General features: G+C 70.6%; 13 protein-coding genes. 8 read left to right on the top strand and 5 right to left on the bottom strand.

The features are described 5' to 3' along the window. Positions 1-35 precede the first annotated feature (35 nt). Entirely contained in the window at positions 36-833 is a 798-nt protein-coding gene (locus ASG52_RS28795) for a hypothetical protein (RefSeq protein WP_502691077.1), read from the bottom strand. Between ASG52_RS28795 and ASG52_RS28790 the strand changes: the two genes are divergently transcribed. Together ASG52_RS28790 and lexA are read left to right on the top strand one after the other, a co-directional pair. Continuing rightward, on the top strand, positions 780-959 hold the full coding sequence (locus ASG52_RS28790) for a DUF1236 domain-containing protein (protein WP_502691076.1): 180 nt from the start codon (positions 780-782) through the stop codon (positions 957-959). The two genes, ASG52_RS28795 and ASG52_RS28790, sit on opposite strands and share 54 nt — an antisense overlap. Positions 960-1,166: 207 nt before the next feature. Continuing rightward, entirely contained in the window at positions 1,167-1,889 is a 723-nt protein-coding gene (lexA, locus tag ASG52_RS16810; RefSeq protein ID WP_056245609.1) for a transcriptional repressor LexA, read from the top strand. On the opposite strand, the gene ASG52_RS16805 is transcribed toward lexA, so the two are convergent. After that, positions 1,883-4,126 carry a ComEC/Rec2 family competence protein gene (locus tag ASG52_RS16805; RefSeq protein WP_056245606.1) on the bottom strand — a complete coding sequence of 748 codons (2,244 nt, stop codon included), beginning with the start codon at positions 4,124-4,126 and terminating at the stop codon, positions 1,883-1,885. The two genes, lexA and ASG52_RS16805, sit on opposite strands and share 7 nt — an antisense overlap. A gap of 148 nt (positions 4,127-4,274) precedes the next feature. Between ASG52_RS16805 and gltX the strand changes: the two genes are divergently transcribed. Together gltX and gltA are read left to right on the top strand one after the other, a co-directional pair. Next, positions 4,275-5,699, top strand: a complete 1,425-nt coding sequence (gene gltX, locus ASG52_RS16800; RefSeq protein ID WP_056245604.1) for a glutamate--tRNA ligase — start codon at positions 4,275-4,277, stop codon at positions 5,697-5,699. Between the two features lie 214 nt (positions 5,700-5,913). Next, complete coding sequence (gltA, locus tag ASG52_RS16795; RefSeq protein ID WP_056245601.1) at positions 5,914-7,203, top strand: citrate synthase; 1,290 nt, start codon at positions 5,914-5,916, stop codon at positions 7,201-7,203. An 89-nt stretch (positions 7,204-7,292) separates the two neighbouring features. Here the strand turns inward: gltA and ASG52_RS16790 are convergent, their stop codons facing one another. From ASG52_RS16790 to ASG52_RS16780, 3 genes are read right to left on the bottom strand one after another with little or no spacing between them, the layout of a single operon-like run. Then, positions 7,293-8,333, bottom strand: a complete 1,041-nt coding sequence (locus tag ASG52_RS16790; RefSeq protein WP_056245598.1) for a sensor histidine kinase — start codon at positions 8,331-8,333, stop codon at positions 7,293-7,295. Then, positions 8,330-8,776 (bottom strand): response regulator, encoded by a 447-nt coding sequence (locus tag ASG52_RS16785; RefSeq protein ID WP_056245595.1) that lies wholly within the window; start codon positions 8,774-8,776, stop codon positions 8,330-8,332. Before ASG52_RS16785 ends, ASG52_RS16790 begins: the two co-directional genes overlap by 4 nt. Positions 8,777-8,778: 2 nt before the next feature. Further along, positions 8,779-10,662, bottom strand: a complete 1,884-nt coding sequence (locus tag ASG52_RS16780; RefSeq protein ID WP_056245592.1) for an MHYT domain-containing protein — start codon at positions 10,660-10,662, stop codon at positions 8,779-8,781. A gap of 439 nt (positions 10,663-11,101) precedes the next feature. Here ASG52_RS16780 and ASG52_RS16775 point away from each other — a divergent pair, with 439 nt between their 5' ends. From ASG52_RS16775 to ASG52_RS16760, 4 genes are all read left to right on the top strand, one after another. Further along, positions 11,102-13,195, top strand: coding sequence for a peptidase domain-containing ABC transporter (locus ASG52_RS16775; protein WP_056245817.1), 2,094 nt, complete (start codon positions 11,102-11,104; stop codon positions 13,193-13,195). Beyond that, positions 13,195-14,616 carry an HlyD family type I secretion periplasmic adaptor subunit gene (locus ASG52_RS16770; protein WP_056245590.1) on the top strand — a complete coding sequence of 474 codons (1,422 nt, stop codon included), beginning with the start codon at positions 13,195-13,197 and terminating at the stop codon, positions 14,614-14,616. Before ASG52_RS16775 ends, ASG52_RS16770 begins: the two co-directional genes overlap by 1 nt. A gap of 542 nt (positions 14,617-15,158) precedes the next feature. After that, complete coding sequence (locus ASG52_RS16765) at positions 15,159-24,587, top strand: beta strand repeat-containing protein (RefSeq protein WP_056245587.1); 9,429 nt, start codon at positions 15,159-15,161, stop codon at positions 24,585-24,587. 230 nt (positions 24,588-24,817) lie between these two features. After that, complete coding sequence (locus ASG52_RS16760; protein WP_056245584.1) at positions 24,818-26,893, top strand: O-linked N-acetylglucosamine transferase, SPINDLY family protein; 2,076 nt, start codon at positions 24,818-24,820, stop codon at positions 26,891-26,893. The last annotated feature ends 75 nt before the right edge of the window (positions 26,894-26,968 follow it).

The following is a 26,968-nucleotide window of genomic DNA, read 5'->3' as shown; positions in this document are numbered from 1 at the left end:
CGCGTAGGGGACAGGGACGTATCATGAGCAAGTTCTTACGCAGCACGGCCACGGCGGCCATCCTTGTGCTCGGCGCGGCGACGGCCATGGCCCAGGGCGGCGGCGCGGGCGGTGGCGCCGGAGGCGGAGCGGGCGGCGGCGCTGGCGGTGGCGGTGGCGCCGGAATGGGTGCCGGCGGCGGCGCCGGTGGCGGAGCGGGTGGTCCCGGCGGCGGTGCTGGCGGTGGCGCCATGCGCGGCGGCGAGGCCGGTGGCGCGGGCGGTGCCGGTGGCGCCATGCGCGGCGGTGAAGCCGGCGGCGGCGCGGGCGGTGCGATGCGCGGTGGCGAACCGGGCGGTGCCGGCGGCGCGATGCGGGGCGGTGAGCCGGGCGGTGCCGGGCGGGCGGGCGAGCCCGGTGGCAAGGGCGCGGCGGGCGAGCGCGGCGGTCGTGATGGTGCCGAGCGCGGTGAGCGTGGCGGCAAGGACGCCGCCGGTGAGAAGGGCGGTCGCGACGGTGCTGAGCGCGGTGAGCGTGGCGGCAAGGATGCCGCCGGCGAGAAGGGCGGTCGGGACGGCGCCGAGCGGGGCGAGCGTGGCGGCAAAGATGGCGCCGGCGAACGCGGTGGCCGTGACGGTGCCGAGCGCGGTGAGCGCGGCGGTCGGGACGGCGCGGCCGACCGCGGCGGTCGCGGCAGCAACGTCACCGAGGCTCGTGGCGCCTCGCGCAGCCTGAGCAGCACCCAGCGCACCGAGTTCCGTCAGTCGATCACCAGTTCCAACGTCACGCGGGTCACCAACGTGAACTTCGGGCTCGGCGTCGGCACGGCGATCCCACGCTCGATCTCGTTGCACCCGCTGCCCCCGGCGATCCTGACCCTCGTGCCGGCCTATCGCGGCTTCCAGTTCATCCTGGTGCGCGACGACATCGTCATCATCGATCCCGACACCTACGAGATCGTGGACGTGATCCCCGCCTGATCCGGTCCCGGATCGGCCGAAAGGGTCAGCGGAGAGGGCGGCGGAACATCGGTTCCGCCGCCCTCTTCTTTTGTCGCTCGGCAATCCGCCTCCGCCCGAAACGGCCAAGGACGCCCTTGCGGAACAGGTGGGGAACGTCTAGCCTGTTCGCGATTTGTTTTTCCGTGATCGGGCCGCGCCTCGGCGGCATTCGACATCAGGTGCCGCATGCTGACCCGCAAGCAACTCGAACTACTCCAGTTCATCCAGGCCCGGATGCAGGAAAGCGGCGTGCCCCCGTCCTTCGACGAGATGAAGGACGCGCTCGATCTCAAGTCGAAGTCCGGCATCCACCGCCTGATCATGGCGCTGGAGGAGCGCGGCTTCCTCCGCCGCCTGCCGAATCGCGCCCGCGCGCTCGAAATCCTGCGCATGCCCGACGCGCCGGCCGCCAAGCCCGCCGCCCCCGAACCCCGCCGCTTCACCCCGAGCGTGGTCGAGGGCGGGCTCGCCGGCAAGCCGCCGGCTCCGAAGGCGCCGCTGCTCCAGGCTCAGGACGGCGAGGGCCGCCCGGTGATCGTGCCGGTGATGGGCCGGATCGCCGCCGGTACGCCGATCTCGGCGATCGAGAGCCAGAGCCACACCATCGCGATGTCGCCGGATTTCCTGGCCGGGGGCGAGCATTACGCGCTCGAAGTGCGCGGCGATTCGATGATCGAAGCCGGCATCCTCGACGGCGATCTGGTGGTGATCCACAAGCAGGAGACTGCCAACAACGGCGACATCATCGTGGCGCTCATCGACGACGAGGAGGCGACCCTGAAGCGCCTACGCCGCCGCGGCTCCTCGATCGCGCTGGAGGCGGCCAACCCGGCCTACGAGACCCGCGTGCTCGGACCCGACCGGGTCCGCATCCAGGGCAAGCTCGTCAGCCTCGTGCGCCGCTACTGAGGCGAATCGGGCGCCGGTTCGGCGGACTCGGGGGTGGCCTCGGTACTCGCGGCCTGGGGTGTCGCGGGCGGTCCCGTGCCGGGCCGCTCCTGCCAGGGCTTGAGTGAGCCGGCGCTGCGGGCGTTGACGACCTCCGGCCCGGTCGGCCCGAGCCGGATCGCGGTCGCGCCGTTCGCGGCGAGATAGGCGCGGTCGATGCGCAGCGGCGTGGCGCAGTTCGGCGGGGCCGTCAGGCGGCTAATCAGGATGTCGGCGCGGGCGCAATCCTCGGGGAAGGCGCGCTTGTCCGTGACGAGGGCGACCTTGCGCCCGTCGGAGGCCGTCATGGTGCAGCCGAGGCGGTCGCAGCGAACATCAGGGCCGCCGCTCACGTCGGTGGCCTTGCGGGCGTCGCCGTCGGCCTTGAGCCACTGCTCCAGCACGAAGCCCGGCGGGCGCCCGAGCACGGCGAGCCGTCCGTCCGATCCACGAAGCGCCGCCCCGGCGCCGTTGCGGTCCACGTAGAGATCGAACCGTGCCGGGCTGGCCGCGAAGGCGAGGCCCAGCGCAGCGGGCAGGACGGCGAGCGCCCGCAGCCGCGAGACCGGAAGGGTCGCGACGAGGAGCGCGAGGGCCAGCAGCGTGAGTGCCCCGGTGCCGAAGGCCGGCAGAACGACATTGGCTTGGCCGAAATCCGCGATCCAGGCGGAGATGTCGAGCATGCCGCGCACGGCGAGCCCCATCAGCCACCAGACCGGCTTATCGAGGGCGAACGGATAGGCCAGCATCCCGAGGACGGCCGCGGGCATCACTGCGAGCGAGACGAGCGGCAGCGTCAGCGCGTTGCCGACGAGGCCGAAGGGCTGGACGGTCTGGAAGTGGTAGGTCGCGAACGGTGCGGTGGCGATCTGCGCGACCAGCGTCGTCGCCAACGTGCCGACGCTGACGGTCAGGGCCCAGGACAGGGCACGGGCGAGCCACGAGCCGCCCTCCCGGCGGAACAGCCGGCCATCGAGGAGCGGCGCGCAGGCGATCAACCCGGCCACCGCCCCGAACGACATCTGGAAGCTCGGGCCGAGCAGGGCTTCCGGTTCGCGGGCGAGCGCCAGGATGGCGGCGAGCGCGAGGTTGCGCATGCTCAGCGCCGGGCGATCGACCAGGATCGCGCCGAGCATCACCAGCGTCATGATGAGCGCCCGCTCGGCCGCCACGTCCCAGCCGGAGAAGGCGCAATAGGCGGTCACGCCCAGCATGGCGGCGCCGGCCGCGACCTTCTTGATGGGGAAGGCCAGCGCCAGGATCGGCACCAGGGCGAGCCCGGCCCGCATCAGCCAGAACACCACGCCCGCGGCGAGCACCATGTGCAGCCCGGAAATGGATACGACGTGGTAGATGCCGGCCGCGCGCAGCACGGCGTTGGTCTCTTCCGAGATCAGCCCGCGCTTGCCGGTCACCAACGCGGCCGCGACCGCGCCGGCCTGCCCGCCGATCGCCTCGGTGATGCGCCGGGTCAGCGTGTTGCGCGCCGCGTCGATCGAGGCCGCGAGGCGGAGGTCGGTCGCCAGCGGCACCGTCTGCGGCACGATCTCGACCTTGCCGGTGAGCGAGCCGACCGCGCCGATGCCGCGGAAATACGCGTCGCGGGCGAAGTCGTAGCCGCCGGGCCGCGCGGCCTCCGGCGGCGGCAGCAGGCGGGCGGTGGCGCGGATGGCATCGCCCGGCCGCACCACCTGCGCAGTGCGATAGGAGACCCGCACCCGCCGCGGGCGCGCGGCGTCGGCAAGATCGCCGAAACGCTCGACCCGCACGATCAGCCGCGCGCCGCCCTCGCGCTCGTCCAGCGCCTCCACCGTTCCGGCGAGAGGCGCGATGGTGGTGCGCGCCAGCACCGGCCCGGCGACCGAGGCCACGCGCCAGACGCCGGCGGCAAAGCCGAGGAAGGCGGCGGCGAGCCCGAGAACCAGCGCGAGCCAGACCGGTCGCGCCCGCAGCAACGGCGTGAGCCCGAGGCAGAGCGCCGCCGCGATGATGGGCGCGGCGAGCGAGGGCACCCCGTCGGTCGCCGTGAAGAACACGAGGATGCCGGCCCCGAAGGCGACGGCGAGCCACGGAAACAACCGCCGCTGCTCGGCCTCGCGACTGATCCCGCCGCGCAGCTCGTCGGCGGCAAATTCGAACAACCGCGCGGGGGCGGGGAGGCGGCCGGCGGCGAGCGCGGGCAGCGCCCCCCGCACCGTCCTGCCGCCGTCCTCCGCCATCGTCTCGCGCGCCCCGCTCGCCGCGCCGTGCCGCCCTGCGCGGCACCGATGACGATTTCTTAACGCATCCGCATCCTCGTGCTACACGCCCGGCACAGAGCAGCCGCGGCCGCCCTCCCGAAATCCCAGGTTTTTCAAGAAAAGATCGATGTCGGCACCCGTCGTCACGCGCTTCGCGCCCTCGCCCACGGGCTTTCTCCATATCGGCGGCGCGCGCACGGCCCTGTTCAATTGGCTCTATGCCCGCCGCTTCGGCGGCAGGATGCTGCTGCGGATCGAGGACACCGACCGCGAGCGCTCGACGCAGGGCGCCATCGACGCGATCCTCGACGGGATGCGCTGGCTCGGCCTCGATTGGGACGGGGAGGTGATCTACCAGTTCGCCCGCGCCGAGCGCCACCGCGCGGTCGCCGAGAGTCTGCTGGCCTCGGGCAACGCCTACCACTGCTACGCGACGGCCGATGAGCTGACCCAGATGCGCGAGACCGCCCGGGCCGAGGGCCGGGCGCCGCGCTACGACGGGCGCTGGCGCGACCGCGATCCGTCCGAGGCACCCGCAGGCGTCAAGCCGGTGATCCGCCTGCGCGCGCCGCTGGAGGGCGAGACCGTGGTGGAGGACGGGGTGCAGGGGCGCGTCACCTGGGCCAACCGCGATCTCGACGACCTCGTGCTGCTGCGCTCCGACGGCACGCCGACCTACATGCTTGCCGTCGTGGTGGACGACCACGACATGGGCGTCACCCAGATCATCCGCGGCGACGACCACCTCACCAACGGCGCGCGCCAGAGCCAGATCTACCGCGCGCTCGGCTGGGACGTGCCGGCCATGGCCCACATCCCGCTGATCCACGGGGCGGACGGGGCCAAGCTGTCGAAGCGCCACGGGGCGCTCGGCGTCGAGGAGTACCGCGACCGCGGCTACCTGCCCTCGGCGCTCCGCAACTATCTCGTGCGCCTCGGCTGGAGCCACGGCGACCAGGAAATCTTTTCGACCGAAGAGATGGTCGCGGCCTTCGATCTCAAGGCGATCGGCCGCTCGGCGGCGCGCTTCGACTTCACCAAGCTGGAGAGCCTGAACGGCCTCTACATCCGCGGCAGCGACGACGCGGCGCTGACGGATGCCATCGACGCGATCCTCCCCGCCCGCGGCCCCGAGCGTGGCCTGCCGACCCGCCTGACGCCGGAGCTGCGGGAAAAGCTGATCGCGGCGATGCCGGGGCTGAAGGAGCGCGCCAAGACCCTGGTCGAATTGTTGGACAGCGCCTTCTACCTCTACGCGCCGCGCCCGCTGGTGCTGGACGCCAAGGCCGAAGCCCTGCTCGCGGGCGACGCGCCGGAGCGGCTGCGCGCCCTGATTCCCGCGTTGGAGGCCCTGCCCGAATGGACGGCCGCCTCCACCGAGGCGGCGGTGCGGCGCTTCGCCGAAGAGGCGGGGGTCAAGCTCGGGCAGGTCGCCCAGCCGCTACGAGCGGCACTCACGGGGCGGGCTACGTCTCCGCCGGTCTTCGACGTGCTCGCCGTGCTCGGCCGCGACGAATCGCTGGCGCGCCTGCGGGATCGCGTGCCGGGCTGAGCGTCGGCTGCTGCAATGCCGGTGACAAATCGGCCCGGTTCTCGCATCTGCGAAGGACGGCAGGCACCCGCCCGTTGATGGGCGGGAGCCGATCCGCTAACCCGGAGTTCCAGTGAGCAGGCGCAGCTTTCCGCTGCGGCGCCACAACGGACGGGGAGGCGGCATCGGCTCCCGGTCCGGTGCTGTCCCCGTCGCGAGAAAGGTCCGCGTTCCCATGAGCGCTTCCGCCAGCACCATCATCGTGGGCGACAAACACGTCGAGCTCCCCGTCAAGTCCGGTACCATCGGCCCCGACGTGGTCGATATCGGCAAGCTCTACGCCCAGACCGGCAAGTTCACCTTCGATCCGGGCTTCACCTCGACCGCCTCCTGCGAATCGAAGATCACCTACATCGACGGCGACGAGGGCGTGCTGCTCTATCGCGGCTACCCGATCGAGCAGCTCGCCGAGCAGGGCGACTTCCTCGAGACCGCCTACCTGATGCTGTTCGGCGAGTTGCCGACCGCGGCCCAGAAGGCCGATTTCGACTACCGGGTCACGCGCCACACCATGGTGCACGACCAGATGAACCGCTTCTTCCAGGGCTTCCGCCGCGACGCCCACCCGATGGCGGTCATGGTCGCCTGCGTCGGCGCGCTCTCGGCGTTCTACCACGACTCGACCGACATCTCGGACGAGAACCAGCGCATGATCGCCTCGTTGCGCATGATCGCCAAGATGCCGACGCTGGCCGCGATGGCCTACAAGTACACCATCGGCCAGCCGTTCGTGTACCCGAAGAACGACCTCGACTACACCTCGAACTTCCTGCGGATGTGCTTCGCGGTTCCGTGCGAGGAATACGTCGTCAACCCGATCTACGCCCGCGCGCTCGACAAGATCTTCATCCTCCACGCCGACCACGAGCAGAACGCCTCGACCTCGACGGTGCGTTTGGCGGGCTCCTCGGGCGCTAACCCGTTCGCCTGCATCGCCGCCGGCATCGCCTGCCTGTGGGGGCCGGCCCATGGCGGCGCCAACGAGGCGGCGCTCAAGATGCTGATGGAGATCGGCCACCCCGAGAACGTGCAGAAGTACGTCGCCAAGGCGAAGGACAAGAACGACCCCTTCCGTCTGATGGGCTTCGGCCACCGGGTCTACAAGAACTACGACCCGCGCGCGCGCATCATGCAGAAGACCACCCACGAGGTTCTGAACGAGCTCGGGCTGAAGGACGACCTGCTGGAGGTCGCCGTGCAGCTCGAGCAGATCGCGCTCAAGGACGAGTACTTCATCGAGAAGAAGCTCTACCCGAACATCGACTTCTACTCGGGCATCACCCTCAAGGCGCTCGGCTTCCCGACCTCGATGTTCACGGTGCTGTTCGCGCTGGCCCGCACGGTCGGCTGGATCGCCCAGTGGGCCGAGATGATCGAGGATCCGTCCCAGAAGATCGGCCGTCCGCGCCAGCTCTATGTCGGCCCGGATCGCCGCGACTATGTGGGGATCGGCCAGCGCGGCTGATTCTTCTTTTGCGATGTTGGCGTACCGGCCTTGGGGTCGGTACGGTGGATGTCCGGCTCGGTGCGGCAATGAGCCGGCCGAACCGGCGTTCACGCCTGGAACGACAGCACCGCCCGCGTGCCGGGGCGGCCCGGCGCGTAGGTGAGCGCCGAGCGCAGGTTCGAGGCCATCGCCCGGATGATGCGGGAGCCGAGCCCCGTGCCCTTGGCCTCGCCCTCGCCGGTCCAGCCGATGCCGTCGTCCTCGACGGCGAGCGAGAGGGTGTCGGCGTCCTGCCGCTCGACGGTGACGCGGATCTCGCCCGCAGCCTCGGCCGGATAGGCGTATTTGTAGGCGTTGGTGACGAGTTCGGTGACGACGACGCCGAGCGAGACCGCCTTGTCGGTGGCGAGCCGGATCGGCTCGGCCTTGAGCCGGATGGCGTGGTCGCGGCCCGACGCCTTCATGGCGAGCTGCAATTCCTCCACGAGGCCGCTGAGGTAGGCGTCGAGCTCGACCGCCTCGACGTCCTGCGAGGTGTAGAGCCGACGGTGGATGCCGGCGATGGCGGAGATGCGCGCCTGCATCTCTTCCAGCGCGTCCTTGGCCGCCGGGTCCTTGACCGCGCTGGTCTGCATCCGGGCGAGCGCGGCCACCAGGGTCAGCGAGTTGGCGACCCGATGGTTGACCTCGCGCAGCAGCAATTCGGCCCGGTCGCGGGCCTCGCGCACGGCGGCCTCGGCCCGCTCCTTGTCGCGCCGCATCGCTTCGGCGCGCAAAGCCGTGTCGATGGCCTCACCCAGGAGTTCGCGGAACTGGCCCTGCACGTCCTTCCAGACGTAATCGACCGCGCCGGCCTTGAGCGCGGCCACCGCGACGCGGCTGTCCTCCGAGCCGGTGACGTAGACGACCGGCGGGGCGTCCGGCAGGGCGCGGATTTCGGGGAGCAGGTCGAGGCCGGTCTGGCCCGGCATGTGATGGTCGAGGGCGACGAGGTCGATCCCGCCCTGGCGCAGCCGCGCCAGCCCGGCCTCGCCGTCGAGCACGATCTCGACGTCGTAGCCGCGCGTCCGCAGCGCCCGCTGCACGAGGCGGCCGAGGCCCGGATCGTCGTCGATGTAGAGGACGCGGCAGGAAACGGGGGCGGTCATGGGTTCTCGGGCACCTGCATCACCGAAAAGAACAGCCCGAGTTGGCGGATCGCGTTCGAGAAGCCTTCGTAGTTGACCGGCTTGGTGATGTAGACGTTGGCGCCGAGATCGTAGCAGCGCTGGATCTCGCGGGCGTCGTCGGTCGTGGTCAGCACCACCACCGGCGAGCGGCGGGTATGCGGGTTGGCCTTCACCCGCTCCAGGATGTCGATGCCGGTCATGTCCGGCAGGTTGAGGTCGAGCAGCACGAGGAGATGGCGCCGCGCGCTCACCTCGCCGGAGCCGTCGGGGCCGAGCAGGTATTCGAGCGCCGAGGTGCCGTCGCGGAACGGCACGATCTCGTTGTTCACGCCCGCGCGGCGGATGTTGCGCTCGATCAGGCGGGCATGACCCTCGTCGTCCTCGATCATCACGATGCAGACGGGATGCATGGGTGTCTCCATCGTCATTCGGCGGCCATCCGCGTCTCGGCGGTCTCCGAACGATTGCCTGTAGCGGTCCCGCGCGGCAGCGTCACCGTGAAGGTGGTGCCTTCCCCGAGCTTCGAGCTGAGTTCGATCCGCCCGTCGAGAGCGCGCACCAGCGCCTTGACGTGGGCGAGCCCGATGCCCTCGCCCGGCTGGTCCTGCTGGCCGGAGCGGCGAAACAGCTCGAACACGCGGGCATGGTCCCGGTCGGCGATGCCGCGGCCGTTGTCCGAGACGGTGAAGCGCACGCGGTTCCCCGGCGCAGGCTTGGCCGCGATCTCGATCAGGCCCGGCCGGGCGGGATCGAGATATTTCAGCGCGTTGTCGATGAGGTTGCCGAAGATCTGCTCTACCGCGAGCCGATCGGCGGCGATGACGGGCAGGCCCGGCGCCACGCTCACGCGGGCGCCCTTGCGCTCGGCCTGATGGCGCTGCGCATCGGCGATGCCTTGCAGAAAGGCGCTCATGTCGAGGGTTTCCGGGTCGAAGCGGCGGCGGCCCTCGCGCGACAGCTTGAGGATCGCCGCGATCAGTCCCTCCATCTTGGTGATGGCCGCGCTGATGAAGCCGAGCGCCTCCGCCATGTCGGTGTCGATGCGCTGCGCCTGCGGATGATCGCGAAGCGCCGCGCGCACCTCCGCGCGGGTCTCCTGCAACTCGCTGGTGAAGCCCATCACGTTGACGAGCGGGGCGCGCAGATCGTGGCTGACGATGTAGGCGTAGCGCTGGATTTCCTCGTTCGATTCGCGCAGCTCGGCCTCGGCCTCGCGCTGCTCGGTGATGTCGGTGTGGACGCCGACCCACTCGCGGATCGCGCCGTGCGCATCGAGCACGGGAATCGCCCGGATGGCGAAGTGGCGCCACGTCCCGTCCCTCGCCCGCACCCGGTGCTCATGGACGAAGGTGCGCCGCTCGGCGACCGTCCGGTTCCAGGCCTCGACGCTCGCTTGGCGGTCGTCCGGGTGGACCGCCTCGGCCCAGCCGTAGCCCTGGTACGCGTCGCGCGTCTGCCCGGTCAGCGCGGCCCAGCCGGGCTGCTCGCCGGTCATGCGGCCGGTCGGGTCGTTGGTCCAGAGCACGCCGCGCACCGCCCGCACCGCCGCGCGGAAGCGCTCCTCGCTGGCGCGGAGTTCGCCGCCGATCCGCTGCTGGTCGATCGAGGCGGCGAGGATCGCCAGGAACAGGATGACGAAGGTCGCGCCCGCCACCGCCAGCGCGAGGTTCTGCTGGTCCATGCTGGTGGCGGCGATATGGGCGGCATGCGATCCGGCCTCCTCCGCCGTGACGGTCGCCGCCGCCATGCCGGTGTAGTGCATGCCGGCCACCGCCGCGCCCATCAGGCAGGCCGCGCCGAGCCGCTGCCATGGGCTGCTCTGACGAAAGGTGAGCCACAGGGCGGCGGTCGCCGCCATGATCGCAATGGCGACCGAGAGCGCGACGATCGATGAGCTAAAGGCGAGGTTGCCGTGCACCTGCATCGCCGCCATGCCGGTGTAGTGCATCGCCGCGACGCCGAGCCCCATCACCGGGCCGGCGATCAGCACGTCGCGGTCGCGCGCGCCCTCGCGGGCGACGTAGCCGAGCGCCGCCCCAGTGAAGCCGATGGCGATGGCGAGCGACAGGGCGGTGAGCCCGAGATGGTAGGTCGCGGGCAGGCCCATCTCGAAGGCCAGCATGCCGACGAAGTGCATCGACCAGATGCCGCCGCCCATCGCCAGCGCCGCGCCCAAGAGCCAGGCGAGCCGCGCGTTCGACGCCGCGCCGCGCACCCGCCCGCCGAGGTCGAGCGCCGTGTAGGAGGCGAACACCGCGATGGCGATCGAGAGGGCGACCAGCGCCGGATTGTAGCCTGTGGGGACCATCGTCTCGGAAGTTCGGGCGCTGCCGGATGCGCCCCCTCACGCTACCCGGTCGGGGCAGGGGGCGCCATCGCCTTCGATTGCTCCGTCCGTTCTCTTTATGGCTCCAGCACGGCCGCGCGGCGGCATCAGTTCGTTCGGGTCAACAGCATCCGAATGGCAAGGTTAACCGAATGTTGAGCGATGGAGGCTCAGTGTCGCCTTAGGGCCGATACGGCTCCGGGGGGAGTTTGCGTCGTGGAGCCATCAGCCGAAGCGATCGGCCGCGCGCCGCACCCGGATCGGGCCGCCGCCCGCCGGGCCGCCTGAGGCGCCATAGGCTCCCCGCCATGCCCACGCCCCCCGATCATCCGCCGCACCGTCCCGACAGGAGCTTGCCGTGAACGCGCCGGCCTCCTTCCTGCTCTCGCGCCATCACACGGCGATCCGCTGCCTGTTCGTGATGGCGCTCCACCGGGGCGTCCAGCTCCGGCCCGAAGCCATCGCCGGGATCAGCGAGGAGGACCCGACCGGCTCGATGCTGCGGGTGCTGGCCGCCTCCGGGCTGGAGGGACGGCTGCTGGCCAAGCGCCGCTGGAAGCACCTCGCCGCCATGGGCGGCGCGTGGCCGGTGATGGCGCAGCAGAAGGGCGGCAACTGGGTCCTCGTCACCGATTCGGCCGACGGCCCCGATGGGCCGGGCGTGATGGTGCTCGATCCCCGCACCGAGGCCGACGGCGGCACCCCGGTCACGCGCGATAAATTCCTTGAGGAGTGGTCCGGCACGCTGATGCTGTGCCGTCCGGCCAAGGCGAAGCCCGCCGAGCCCGAGACCTTCGGCCTGAGCTGGTTCGTCCCCGAGATCCTGCGCGAGCGGCGCTACCTGCGCGACGTCGCGGTCGCGGCCGTGATGGCGACGATCATCGGCTTCGCCACGCCGCTCACTTTCCAGGTGCTGATCGACAAGGCGCTCGGCCATCAGAGCTATCGGACGCTCGGCGCGATCGTGCTGATCGCCGCGATCCTGATCCTGTTCGACGGCCTGTTCTCCTACGTGCGCCAATACCTGATGCTGTACGTGACCAACAAGGTCGACGCGCGGCTCGCCACCCGCACCTTCCGGCACATGCTGCATCTGCCGCTGCACTTCTTCGAGGGGCAGAGCGCGGGCGCGCTGACGCGCAACCTCCAGCAGACCGACACCATCCGCCAGTTCCTCACCGGGCGCCTGTTCCAGGCCGCGCTCGACGCCGTGACGCTGCCGCTGACGCTGGGGCTGCTCGCCTTCTACTCGAGCAAGCTGACCATCGTGGTGCTGCTGTTCTCGCTCGCCATCGCCGCGGTGATCGGCGCCATCGTCCCGATCTTCCGCCATCACCTCCAGCGACTCTATCAGGCGGAGGGCTCACGCCAGTCGCACCTCGTCGAGACGATCCACGGGATGCGGACCGTGAAGTCGCTGGCCCTCGAACCGGCTCGGCTCAAGGAATGGGACACCACGGTCGCCACGGGCGTGGCCCGCCGCGCCGCGGTTGGGCGGCTCGCGGCCTTCGCCAACGTGATGACCACGGGGCTGGAGAAGAGCATGCAGCTCTGCGTGCTGGGCCTCGGCGCGCTCGACGTGTTCGACGGCTCGCTCAGCATCGGCGCGCTCATCGCCTTCAACATGGTGGCCGGCCGCGTCACCGGCCCGCTCATCCAGATCGTCGCCCTCGTCAACGAATCGCAGGAGACGCGGCTCGCCGTCGAGATGCTCGGCACGGTGATGACCCACCCGCCCGAGCGCGATCCCGGCCGCCCTGGCATGAAGCCGGAGCTGTCGGGACGGATGGAGTTCGAGGAGGTCACCTACACCTATCCGGGCGCCGCGGCGCCTGCGCTCGACGGCGTGTGCTTCACGGTCGAGCCCGGTCAAGTCGTCGGCGTGGTCGGGCGCTCCGGCTCCGGCAAGACCACGGTCACCCGCTTGATCCAGGGCATCCAGACCGCGCAGGGCGGGGCGATCCGCCTCGACGGGATCGACCTGCGCCAGATCGATCTGCCGCATCTGCGCACGCAGATCGGCGTGGTGCTGCAAGAAAACTTTCTGTTCCGCGGCACGATCCGCGAGAACATCGCCGCCGCCCGCCCCGACGCATCCATCGCCGAGATCGTCGAGGCCTCGCGCATGGCGGGTGCCGCCGAGTTCATCGAGCGCCTGCCCGCCTCCTACGACACGATGGTGCAGGAGAACGGCTCGAACTTCTCCGGCGGCCAGCGCCAGCGCATCGCCATCGCCCGCGCCCTCGTGCTGCGCCCGCGCCTGCTCATCTTCGACGAGGCGACGAGCGCCCTCGACCCCGAGAGCGAGGCCATCGTGCAGGAGCATCTGGCCGAGATCGCCCACGGGCGCACCATGGTCATCGTCTCGCACCGCCTGACCTCGCTGGTCACGGCCGACAAGATCCTCGTGCTCGATCGCGGCCGGGTGGTCGATTGCGCGCCGCACGCCGAGCTGGTCGAGCGCTGCGAGGTCTATCAACGCCTCTGGCACCAGCAGACCAGGCATTTCCAGTGATGCTGCGCCGTTCGAAGGCGCCCGACGCGCCACGCCTTCCCCATGCCCGCCGGGCCCGGCTCGGCGGCGCCGCCGCCTGGACCCGCCGCACCATCGACGGCGCGGCCCGCGCCCGCGCGGCGCTGCGCGACGAGCCCCAGGACCTCGACGCGCTGTTCGCCGAGCGCCCGCCCAGGGCCATGCGGATGACCCTCTACGGCGTCGTCGCGCTGGTGGCGGCGCTGACGCTGGCCTCGGTCCTCGTCAAGGTCGATATCATCGTCTCGACCTCGGGCCGGCTGCTCGCCGACGCGCCGAACATCGTGCTCCAGCCGCTCCAGCTCTCGATCATCCGCGAGTTGCGGGTGAAGGCCGGCGACACCGTGCGCAAGGGCGACGTGCTCGCCCGCCTCGATCCGACCTTCGCCCAGGCCGATCGCACCGCGCTGGCCAGCCAGCAGGACGCGCTTCGCGCCGAATTGGAACGTCTGGAGGCCGAACTCGCCGACCAGCCGCCCCGCTTCACCGGGTCCGGCCCGGACGTGGCGCTCCAGACCAGCCTGCACCGCCAGCGCCACTCGCAGTTCGAGGCGCAGCTGCGCTCGTTCGATGCCGAGCTCGCCCGGCTGACCGGGAGCCTCGCGGCCGCCGGCGTCAACGCCAAGTCGGCCGAGCTGCAATTCGACGTCTATTCCGAGTTGGAGCAGATGTATTCGCAGCTCTACAAGAAGACCGTCGCCTCGCGGGTGCAGTATCTCGGCGCCTCGGTCAGCCGCCTCAAAGCCGAGCGCGACCGCCAGGAAGAGGACAACCGCCGCAACGAGTTGGAGAATCAGCTCGCGGCCAAGCGCGCCGAGCGGCAGGTCTTCGTCGATCGCTGGCGCAGCGAACTGATGGAGGCGCTGGTCAAGGCGCGCAAGGAAGAGAAGGGCGTCAGCGAGAGCCTCGTGAAGGCCAACCGCATGAACGAACTCGTGGTGCTCACCGCCCCCGAGGACGGCGTGGTGCTCGATCTCGCCCGCCGCTCGGTCGGCTCGGTGGTGCAGCCGGCCGAACCGGTGCTGACGCTGCTGCCGCTCGACGCGCCGCTCTTCGCCGAGGTGATGATCGGCTCCGGCGACGCCGGCTACGCCAAGCCCGGCGACGAGGTGATGGTGAAGCTCGACGCCTTCCCCTACCAGCGCCACGGCACGCTCTCCGGGCGCCTGCGCTCGGTGCGGATGGAGACGGCGCAGGGCGCCACCGGCCCGAACACGGCCAACATGACCCATCGCGGGCAGGTGGACCTCGTCGGCAACCACCTGCGCGGGCTGCCCGAGGGCACGCGGCCGATTCCCGGCATGGGCGTCACCGCCGAGATCAAGGTCGGCACCCGCAGCGTGATCTCGTACTTCATCTATCCGCTGATCCGCGGCTTCGACGAGAGCATCCGCGAGCCCTGAGGCCCGGCACCACCCGACCGGATCGGACGACCGATTTCAGCGCATCGCCTGACCCGACAGACTTCCGGCGAAGCGGCCTCCGCTTCGCCGGATTTTATTTTTGCGAGTATCGCAGCGATTCGACTGAAAAAATCGGCCTCCGTAGCCGCTCCGAGACCACGACATCATCAGACGGCGCCGATGGATTGGACTCGACCGGCGGCGTTACCCGGCGATTCAGCACATCCGCGGTCGGCCTCGACAATTGCGCCCAATGTCCGGTTCGGCCGCCCGACTTAAACCGGCTTTAACCCATCGGCCGGCATATTGGACCAAAGGGCGTCCAATGCGCTGAAAGGCCGGACGCGGGGGCAGACGTTTCGAGCGATCACCGCGGGCTCCAGGGGAGCCCGGCGGAGACGCCCAGCGGCGCCACGCCCCGCGATCGGCCCGCCGACACCGACCCCTCCTTGAGACAATCGCCGCTCCGCCTCGTCCCGAACGAGGCGACGGATATCGCCGCCCGACAAGGCGGCAGCGCTTTTCGGGTGTTGGAGCGGACCGTGGCCTCGACGATTGCCAACCTGACGACCACCGAGATCATCGCGCTGTCGACGACGACGATCTCCGCGCTCACCACCACGGACATGGCGGACTTCGTCCCCACCCAGATCGCGGTGCTGAGCGCGGCCCAGCTCGAAGCCCTGACCACGGCCAACCTCGCGCTCATCACCGCGACGCAGCTCTCCGGCCTCACCAGCACGCAGCTCGACAGCCTGAGCACCGGCCATCTGCAGGCGCTCACCCCGGCGCAGGTCGCCGCGCTGACCACGACCCAGGTCTCGGGCCTGCAATCGAGCGATATCGGCGCGATCACGACGACGCAGCTCGGCAGCCTCTCGGCGGCCCAGTTCGCGAACCTTACCGCGGGTCAGGTCGGCGGCCTTGCGGCCACCCAGCTGCCGAATCTCACCTCGGCGCAGTTCGGCGCCCTGAGCTCGACCAACCTCAACGCCCTGACCACGGCCCAGTTCACGAGCCTCACCGCGACCCAGATCAGCGGCCTGTCCTCGACCAACCTCAACGCCCTGAACGCGACCCAGCTCGGCAACATCAGCTCGTCGCAGATCACCGGCCTGAACGCGACCAACCTCAACAGCCTGAACTCGACCAAGGTCAACGGCCTGACCGCCACGCAGATCGGCGGCCTGACCACGACCCAGGTCAACAGCCTGACCACGACCCAGATCGGCGACCTCAACACCACCGCGCTCAACAACCTGACCACGACGCAATACGGCGCCCTGGGCGGCGGCTCGCTCGGTGCCCTGAGCGCGGCGCAGATCGGCTCCCTGAACACCACCGCGCTCGGCGGCCTCAAGGCGACGCAGCTCGACGCCCTCACCTCGACCCAGTTCGCCGGCCTAACGACCACGCAGATCGGCGACCTGTCCGCCGCGCAGATCGTCGGCTTCTCCTCGACCGACCTCGGCGACTTCGCCACGACCCAGCTCCAGAGCCTGAACGCCACCCAGCTCGCCGCGCTCCGGACCACCCAACTCGGCGCCCTGTCCACGACCGATCTCAACGATCTCACGGCGACCCAGCTCAGCGCCCTGACCACCACCGCGATCGGTTCGCTCTCGACGGATCAGGTCAGCGGCCTGAGCACCGTCAACCTCAGCGGCCTCACCGTCACGGCGGTCGCCGGCCTCAAGGCGACCCAGCTCGGCAACCTGACCACCGCCCAGGCTCAGGCCCTCGCCACCTCGCAGCTGCCGACCCTGACCGCGACCCAGCTCGCCGGCTTCGTCACGACGCAGTTCGCCGCCCTGAACACGACTCAGCTCAACAGCCTGACCACCGCCCAGATCGGCGGCCTCGGCACGGTCTCGCTCGGCCTCCTGACCGCGGCGCAGGTCGGCTCCCTGGACACCACCGCGCTCGGCGGCCTCAAGGCGACCCAGCTCGACGCCCTCACCACGGCCCAGCTCGGCGGACTGACGGCCGGGCAGATCGGCGGCCTGACCACGACTCAGATCCTGGGCTTCTCCTCGACCGACCTCGGCGACTTCGACACGACCCAACTCGGCGGCCTGAAGGCCACCCAGCTCGCCGCGCTCCGGACCACCCAGCTCGGCGCCCTGTCCACGACCGATCTCAACGATCTGACGGCGACCCGGCTCAGCGCCCTGTCCACGACCGCGATCGGTTCGCTCTCGACGACCCAGGTCAGCGGCATCAATTCGACCAACATCACCGGCCTCACCACCGCGTCGGTCGCCGGCCTCACCGCGGACCAGCTCGGCAACCTGACCACCACCCAGGCCCAGGCCCTCGCCACCTCGCAGCTGCCGACCCTGACCGCGACCCAGCTCGCCGGCTTCGTCACGACCCAGTTCGCCGCCCTGAACACGACCCAGCTCAACAGCCTGACCACGACCCAGATCGGCGGCCTCGGCACCGTTTCGCTCGGCCTCCTGACCGCGGCGCAGGTCGGCTCCCTCGACACCACCGCGCTCGGCGGCCTCAAGGCGACCCAGCTCGACGCCCTCACCACGGCCCAGCTCGGCGGACTGACGACCACGCAGGTCGGCGGCCTGACCACCACCCAGATCGTCGGCTTCTCCTCGACCGACCTCGGCGACTTCGTCACGACCCAGCTTCAGAGCTTGAAGGTCACCCAGCTCGCCGCGCTCCGGACCACCCAGCTCGGCGCCCTGTCCTCGACCGATCTCAACGATCTCACGACGACCCAGCTCAGCGCCCTGTCCACGACCGCGATCGGTTCGCTCACGACCACCCAGGTCAGCAACCTGAGCACCGTCAACCTCACCGGCCTCACCACCGCGGCGGTCGCCGGCCTCACCGCGGACCAGCTCGGCAACCTGACCACCGCCCAGGCCCAGAACCTCGCGGTCACGCAGCTGTCGAGCCTGACCTCGACCCAGCTCGCCGGCTTCGTCACGACGCAGCTCGCCGCCCTGAACACGACCCAGCTCAACAGCCTGACCACGACCCAGCTCGGCGGCCTCGGCACGGTCTCGCTCGGCCTCCTCACCGCGGCGCAGCTCGGCTCCCTGGACACCACCGCGCTCAGCGGCTTCAAGGCGAGCCAGATCGACGCCCTGACCACGACCCAGCTCGACGGCCTAACGGCCACGCAGCTCGGCGGCCTGACGGCGACGCAGGTCGGCGGCTTCTCCTCGGTCGACCTGACCGAGTTCACCACCACCCAGCTCGCCGGCCTCAACGAGACCCAGATCGCCTCGCTCAAGACGGAGCAGCTCAGCGGCCTGACCACGGCCCAGGTCGCCGCCCTCACGACCACCCAGCTCAACGCGCTTACCACGACCGGCCTCGGCTCGCTCACGGTGGGGCAGATCGCCAACCTGACCTCGACGAAGATCCGCGAACTCAACACCACGGTGCTCGCCGGCATCAAGGCGACCCAGCTCGGCGCGCTGGCCGCCACCCAGGTCAGCGGTCTCACCGCCGACCAGCTTTCGAGCCTGACCGCGACCCAAATCGCCGGCTTCGTCGCCCTCCAGTTCCAGGCGCTGAACGCGACCCAGATGGACGGCCTGACCGGAACCCAGATCGGCGCGCTGGGCACGACCTCGCTCGGCTACCTGACCTCGACCCAGCTCGGCGCCCTGAGCACGACCTCGCTCTCGGCCTTCCGGGCGACGCAGCTCGACGCGCTCACCTCGGCCCAGCTCGACGGCCTGAAGAGCGACCAGCTCGGCAGCCTGACGACGGCGCAGCTCGGCAGCTTCACCTCGACCGACTTCAAGGAACTCGACAACACCCAGCTCGGCGGCCTGACGACCACGCAGGTCACCGCCCTGACGACGGCCCAGCTCTCTGGCCTCGCCGCGACCCAGATCGCCGCGCTCACCACCGAGCAGCTCAACGCCCTGACCACGACCGCTCTCGGCTCGCTCACGACGACCCAGCTCGGCACCCTGTCGGCCACGAAGGTCGCCGACCTCACTACCACCCTGCTCACCGGCCTCAAGACGGCTCAGCTCGCCGCGCTGACGACCACCCAGGTCGGCGGCCTCACCACCACCCAGCTCTCGAACCTCAGCTCCAGCCAGATCGCGGGCCTCGGCGCCACCCAGTTCGCCGCGCTCTCGAACGATCAGCTCAACGGCCTGACCGCGACCCAGATCGGCGCCCTCAACACGACGTCGCTCGGCTACCTGACCACGACCCAGATCAAGAACTTGACCACCACCTCGCTCGCCGCCTTCCGGGCGACGCAGCTCGACGCGCTCGCCACCACGCAGCTCAACGGCCTGACCGGCGACCAGTTCGGCAGCCTGACCACGACGCAGATCGGCGGCCTCACCGCCACCGACCTGACCGGCATGGACTCGACCCTGCGGGCGGCGCTGACCACCACCCAGATCGCCGCGCTTACCAGCGGTCAGCTCTCGGGCCTGACCACCACCCAGGTCGGTGCGCTCTCGACCACCCAGCTCAACGCCCTGACCACGACCAATGTCGGCGCACTCGCCACGACGCAGATCGCCGGCCTGACGGCCACGACGATCACCGATCTGTCCACCGGACTGCTGTCGGGCCTCAAGATCACCCAGCTCGCCGCGCTGGCCGCCACCCAGGTCCCCGGCCTCACCACCACGCAGCTCGCGAGCCTCGCCTCGACCCAGCTCGCAGGCCTCGCCACCGTGCAGGTCCAGGCGCTGAACGCGACCCAGCTCAACGGCCTGACCGCGACCCAGTTCGGCGGCCTCAACACGACCTCGCTCGCCCTGCTGACCTCGGCCCAGATCGGCAACCTCACCGCCACCTCGCTCGGCGCCTTCCGGGCGACCCAGCTCGACGCGCTCACCGACGCCCAGCTCGACGGCCTGAAGAGCGACCAGCTCGCTGGCCTGACCACGACGCAGGTCGGCGGCTTCTCCGCGACCGACCTCGCCGGGCTGACCACGACCCAGCTCGCCGGCCTCACGACGAATCAAGTCGCCGCCCTGAAGGTCGCGCAGCTCGCCAACCTGACCACGACCCAGCTCGGCGGGCTCTCTACCGACCAGCTCAACGCCCTGACCACGACCGCTCTCGGCTCGCTCACGACGACGCAGATCGGCGGTCTCACGGTCACGAAGCTCCCCGACCTCTCGACCGGCCTGCTGTCGGGCCTCCGCTCCACCCAGCTCGCCGCGCTGACGACCACCCAGGTCGGCGGGTTCACCACGACCCAGCTCGCGAACTTCACCTCGACCCAGATCGCGGGCTTCGTCACCACCCAGTTCGCCGCGCTCTCCAGCGATCAGCTCAACGGCCTGACCGCAACCCAGATCGGCGGTCTCAACACGGTCTCGCTCGGCCTGCTGACCACGACGCAGATCGGCAACCTGAACGGCACCTCGCTCGGCGCCTTCAAGGCCACCCAGCTCGACGCGCTCACCTCGGACCAGCTCAACGCCCTCAAGAGCGACCAGCTCGGCGGCCTGACAACGACGCAGATCGGCGGCCTCTCCTCCACCGACCTGACCAGCCTGACGTCTGCCCTGCGGGCCGGGCTGACCGCCGACCAGATCGCGGCGCTGACGAACGACCAGCTCTCCGGCCTGACCTCGACCCAGCTCGGCGCGCTGTCGAACGACCAGCTCAACGCCCTGACCACGAACGGTCTCGGTTCGCTGACGACGACCCAGGTGGGCGGCCTCGGCTCCTCCTCGATCGCCGCCCTCTCGACCACCACTCTCACCGGGCTGACCACGACCCAGCTCGGCGCGCTGACCGCCGATCAGGTCGGCGGCCTCACCACCACCCAGCTCGCGAGCCTCGCCTCCAGCCAGATCGCCGGCTTCGGCACGGTCCAGTTCGCCGCGCTCTCCAGCGATCAGCTCAACGGCCTGACCGCGACCCAGTACGGTGACCTGACCACCACCTCGCTCGGCCTGCTGAGCTCGACCCAGCTCGGCGACCTGACCACCGCGGCGCTCGGCGGCTTCAAGGCGACGCAGCTCGACGCGCTCACCGACACGCAGATCGACGGCCTGACCAGCGATCAGCTCGGCGGCCTGACCACGACGCAGTTCGGCGGCTTCTCCTCGACCGACCTCGCCGGCCTGACCACGCTCCAGTTCGGCGGCCTCACCACCACCCAGCTCGCGGCGATCACCGCGACGCAGCTCTCCGGCCTGAACTCGACCCAGATCGGCGCGCTCTCCACCGATCAGCTCAACGCCCTGACCACGACCGGCCTCGGTTCGATCTCGACGACGCAGTTCGGCGGCCTCGACGCGACCGCCATCGGCGCCCTCACCACCACGGCGCTGGCCGGCCTGACCACGACCCAGCTCGGCGGCCTGACCGCCGACCAGGTCGGCGGGCTGACCACCACGCAGATGTCGCGGCTGACCGCGACCCAGCTCGGCGGCTTCGGCACCGTCCAGCTCGGCGCGCTGAACGCGACCCAGCTCGACGGCCTGACCTCGACCCAGTACGGCGGGCTTTCCATCACCTCGCTCGGCGCCCTGACCGCGGCTCAGCTCGGCGACCTCAGCGCCACCGCGCTGAGCGGCCTCAGCGGGACGCAGCTCGACGCGCTGTCCTCGGTCCAGCTCGGCGGCCTGACCAGCACGCAGCTCGGCGGCCTGACGACGACGCAGATCGGCGGGTTCTCCTCGACCGACCTCGGCGTCCTCGGCAATGGCCAGCTCGCGGGCCTCACCACCGCGCAGATCGCCGGGCTGAGGACCACGCAGCTCGCCGGCCTCGCCTCGACCCAGCTCGGCGCGCTCTCGACCGAGCAGCTCAACGCCCTGACCGCGACCGGCTTCGGCGCGATCACGACGGACCAGCTCTCCGGCCTGACCGCGACCAAGATCGCCGACCTCACGGCCACGGTGCTCGGCGGCCTGCGGACGACCCAGCTCGGCGCGCTCTCCGCCGACCAGATCGGCGGGCTGACCACCACCCAGCTGTCCAACTTCTCCGCGACCCAGCTCGCCGGCTTCGGCAGCACCCAGTTCGGTGCGCTCTCCGCGGAACAGCTCGACGGCCTGACCGCGACCCAGATCGGCGGCCTCTCGGCGATCTCGATCGGCTACCTGACCGCCGACCAGCTCGGTGACCTCAGCGCCGACACCCTGCGCGGCTTCAAGCCGACCCAGCTCGACGCCCTGACCGCGACCCAGCTCGCCGGCCTCACCCGCGACCAGCTCGGCGACCTGACCACCACGCAGATCGGCGGCTTCTCCGCGACCGACCTGAGGGGGCTGACCACCGACCAGGTCGGCGGCCTGTCCACCAACCAGATCGCCGCGCTGACCAACACCCAGCTCGCCGGCCTGACCTCGACCCAGCTCGGCGCCCTGACGGCGACTCAGCTCGGCGGCCTGACCGCCGCGCAGATCGGCGCGCTCGCCGCCGCCCAGTTCGGAGGCCTGTCCACCACCGACATCGGGACGCTCTCGACCGCTCAGGTCGCCGGCCTCAAGGCCAACCAGCTCGGCGCGCTGACGACGACGCAGATCGGCGGCTTCAAGGCCACCCAGCTGTCGAACCTCGCCACGAGCCAGCTCGCCGGCCTCGGCAGCGTCCAGATCGGCGCACTGAGCGCGGCTCAGCTCAACGGTCTGGCCCAGGCCCAGATCGGGGCGCTCTCGACCGGCCAGCTCGGCGGGCTGACCGCGACCCAGATCGGGGCCCTGAACACGACGGCGCTCGGCGGCCTCAAGGCGACCCAGCTCGACGCGCTCAACGTGACACAGCTCGGCGCCCTGACCGGCACCCAGATCGGCCGCCTGACGGCCACGCAGATCGGCGGCTTCTCGGCGACCGACCTGCGCAGCCTGACGACGGCTCAGTTCGGCGGCCTGACCACGACGCTGGTCACCGCCCTGAGCAACACCCAGCTCGCCGGTCTGACCTCGACCCAGGTCGGGGCCTTGACAACGGCTCAGCTCAACGCGCTGACCTCCGCCCAGCTCGGCGCGCTGGCCACGAGCCAACTCGGCGATCTCTCGACCGCCGACGTCGCCGCGCTCACGACCGCCCAGGTCACCGGCCTCAAGGCGCCGCAGCTCGGCGCCCTGACGAGCACCCAGCTCGCCGGCCTCTCGGTCGCCCAGTTGCAGCGGCTGAACGCGACCCAGCTCGCCGGCTTCAAGACGAGCCAGATGGGCGCCCTCAGTTCGACCCAGCTCAACGGCCTGACCACGACCCAGGTCGGTGCGCTGTCGAACGCCCAGCTCGGCGCCCTGACCACCACCCAGGTCGGACGCCTCTCGAACACGGTGCTCGCCGGCTTCAAGGCGACGCAGTTCGACGCGCTGACCTCGACCCAGCTCGGCGGCCTCACCGCCGGGCAGCTCGGGAGCCTCACGACCGCGCAGGTTCTCGGCTTCTCGGCGACCGACCTGAAGAGCCTGACCACGACGCAGCTCGGCGGTCTGACCTCGGCTCAGCTCGGCGCGATCACGACGGTGCAGCTCTCGGGCCTGACCGCGGCCCAGCTCGGTGCGCTCTCCGCCCTCCAGCTCGACGGCCTGACCGCGACCCAGCTCGGCGCACTCTCGACGGCGCAGATCGCGGGTCTCTCCACCACCGGTCTGACGAGCCTCAACGCGACCCAGCTCGCCGGCCTCAAGGGCGCGCAGATCGGTGCGCTCACCACGACGCAGGTCGGCGCGATCTCCTCGGCCGCCATCGGCGCGCTCAACACGAGCCAGATGATCGGGCTCACCAGCACCCAGATCGCGGCGCTCTCGACCACTCAGGTCGACGGCCTGACCGCGAACCAGATCAAGGGCCTGACCATCACGCAGATCAAGGGCCTGACCGCGGACCAGATCAACAGCCTGTCCACGGTCCAGCTCGCCAACCTCCGGGCGACCCAGCTCGCCGGGTTGACCACGACGCAGCTCGGCGGCCTCTCGGCCATCGAGGTCGCGGCCCTCACGACGACGCAGCTCGCCGGCTTCTCGGGCACCCAGCTCGACGCGCTGACGACGGCCCAGTTGCAGGCGCTCTCCGCCACGCAGCTCGGGGCGATCAACACGACGCAGATGAAGAGCCTGTCCTCCACCGACTTCGGCTCCCTGACCACGGGGCAGATCGGCGGGCTGACGGCGACGCAGCTGAAGAACCTCACCACGGTCCAGATCGGCGGACTGACCTCGGCCGGCCTCGGCCGGCTGACGACGACCCAGATGGGCAACCTGACGGGCTCCCAGCTCAGCGCGCTGTCCGCGACCCAGTCCGGCGGGCTCACCGCCACCCAGGTCACCGGGCTGACGACGGCGCAGCTCGCGGGCCTCACCGCGACGGACATCGGCGATCTGACCACGGCGCAGGTGCGGAGCCTGACCACGGGCCAGCTCGGCAGCTTCTCTACCAATCAGGTCAAGGGGTTGAGCTCCGACGACATCGCCTCCCTGACCACGACGCAGGTCGGCGGGTTCAAGTCCTCGCAGCTCGATGCACTGACGACGACCCAACTGGGCGGCCTCACCGCCACCCAGCTCGGCGGCCTCACCACCGCGCAGGTCAAGGGCTTCTCCTCGACCGACATCGCCGACCTGACCGCGACCCAGATCGCCGGCTTCACCGCCACGCTCCTCGGGGCGCTGACGACGACGCAGGTGAGGGGGCTGGCCTCCTCCGACATCGGGGCGCTCTCGGCCGCCCAGGTCGGCGGGTTGACCTCCTCCGAGATGTCGGTCCTGACGGCGACCCAGATCGGCGGCCTCACCTCGACCCAGGTCGGGGTGCTGACGACGACCCAGGTCAAGGGCCTGGCCTCGACGGCGATCGCCGCCCTGACGACGACCCAGATCGACGGCCTGTCGGCGACGGTGATCCGCTCGCTGAACAAGTCCCAGATCGCGGGCCTCAGCGCGGGGGACATCACCTCGCTGACCACGACCCAGGGCAGCGCCTTCACCACGACGCAGATCACCGGCATGTCGGGCGCGCAGTCCGACGCCCTGAAGGGCCTGCTCACGGCCTGATCCGAGGCACGACCCCGGCGCTCCGGCGCCGGGACACCTCAAGAACGCCCGGCGCCGCCGGCCACGATCCGCAAGGAGTCGCGGCCGGCGGCGTCCGCGTGTTCGCCCCGGCGAAACCTGTGGCCGACCTCGTGAAACCAGTCGTTAACCAAACTCTGACCTGATGAGGCGGGGTTCATCGAGAGTCGCGCGCAACGTCCCGGAGAACGGACGCTCGGCGGAACAGATCGGTGACCTCGACGCACATCTCGTTGGCGGGCACGATCATGGCGGCAGGACAGTCGGAAACCCAGGCGGACATTCAGGGGAACGAACTCCACGAGCGGGAGCTGGCGCGCATCCGAGCCGGCCAGCTCGACCTCGCCGGCCTGATCCACGCCACCGATGCGCTGAAGCAGGGCGGGCGGCCCGAGTTGACGATCGAGCTCTACAAGACCTGGATCGCGCTCAACCCCGACCACCCGCTGCTCTACGCGGCGATGTTCAACTACGGCATGGCCCTGTCCGACCAGAAGGACGTGACCGGCGCGGTCAACGTCCTGCGCGACACGGTGCGGCTCAACCCCGATTTCTACGCCGCGCGGATCAACCTCGGCAGCGCGCTGGAGCGCCTCGGCCAGGTCGGCGCCGCAGTGACCGCCTGGAACGGCGTCGCGACCGGGCTGCCCGCGCTCACCGGCGAGAACCTGAACTTCAAGACCATCGCGCTCAAGCAGATCGGCCGGGTGCTGGAGACCTCCAACAGCGATGCACTGGCCGAGGATACGCTCCGCCAGTCGCTGGAGCTGAACCCGCACCAGCCGGACGTGGTCCAGCACTGGATCGCGCTGCGCCAGCGCCAGTGCAAGTGGCCGCTGATCACGGACGTCGGCACGATGAAGCGCGCCGACCTCGTCGCCGGCATCTCGCCGCTCTCGGCCGCCTGCTACACCGACGATCCCGTCTTCCTGCTGTCGAACTCCCACCGCTACTGCCGCACCTCGATCGGGCTGACGCCTGAGCCAGCCGACGCGCTGCCGCCGCTCGATCCGCGCAACCGCCGGCCCGGCCCCTTGCGCATCGGCTACGTCTCGTCGGACTTCCGCGAGCACGCGGTCGGCTTCTCGATGACCGAGGTGATGGAGAAGCACGACCGCACGGTCTGCGAGATCTTCGGCTACTATTGCGGCGTACCCGCCGCCGACGCCACGCACCAGCGCACCAAGGCTGCGGTCGATCACTGGCACGACCTGACCGGCGTCAGCGACGCCGACGCCGCCCGGCTGATCCGCGCCCACGAGATCGACATCCTGATCGACCTCAACGGCTACACCAAGGACGCGCGCACCCGCGTCTTCGGCATGCGGCCCGCGCCCGTCTCGGTGAACTGGTTCGGTTTCCCCGGCTCGATGGCCTCGCCGTTCCACCACTACCTCATCGCCGACGACACCATTCTTCCGCGCGAACTGGAGTACACGGTCTCGGAGAGCGTGCTGCGGCTGCCCTGCTACCAGCCGAACGACCGCCGCCGCACGGTCGCGACCGAGCGTCCGACCCGGACCCAACTCGGCCTGCCCGAGAACGGCTTCGTGTTCTGCTCGCTCAACGGCATGCAGAAGATCACCGAGCGGGTCTTCTCGCGCTGGATGTCGGTCCTGGCGCAGGTGCCCGACAGCGTGCTGTGGCTGCTCACCGGCACGGACGAGACCAACGAGCGCCTGCGCCAGGCGGCGACCGCCCGCGGCGTCGCGGCGGAGCGGCTGGTCTTCGCCGACAAGCGGGCCAACCCGCACCATCTCGCCCGCTACCCGCTGGCCGACCTGTTCCTCGACACCTTCCCCTACGGCTCGCACACCACCGCCGCCGACGCCCTGTGGATGGGGGTGCCGGTGCTGACGCTGATGGGCCGCAGCTTTGCCGCGCGGGTCTGCGCCAGCCTCGTGCGGGCGGCGGGCATCGAGGAGATGATCTGCACCTCGGGCGACGACTACGTCGCCCGCGCCGTCGCCTACGGCCGCGATCCGGCCAGCCTGCGGCCGACGCGGGAGCGGCTGATCGCGGGCCGCGACACCTGCCAGCTGTTCGACACGCCGCTGCTGGTGCGCCGCCTGGAAGGGCTCTACGGCCAGATGGCCCAGGCGGCCGCCAACGACGTGCTGCCTGTGCCGCGCCTGCGTGGACTCGACCTCGCCCACACCTACGGCACCAGTCTCGACCTGACCGAGAGCGAGACGCTCACCGACGAGGCCTACCGCGCGCAATACGCCCGCCACCAGCGGGAGACGAACGCGCTCTACGGCGAGGACGCGCTCGCCGCGATGCTGTGAGGGGAGGGGGCCGCGCGGCTTAGCTCCCGCGGTCGCGCTCGAAAGGTCCCGGCTGGCTTTCGGGGAGCGAAGCCC

Source organism: Methylobacterium sp. Leaf456 (assembly GCF_001425465.1).
Taxonomy (GTDB): Bacteria; Pseudomonadota; Alphaproteobacteria; order Rhizobiales; family Beijerinckiaceae; genus Methylobacterium.
The sequence above is the reverse complement of the archived record's forward strand: the minus strand, read 5'-3'. Positions and strand labels throughout refer to the sequence as shown.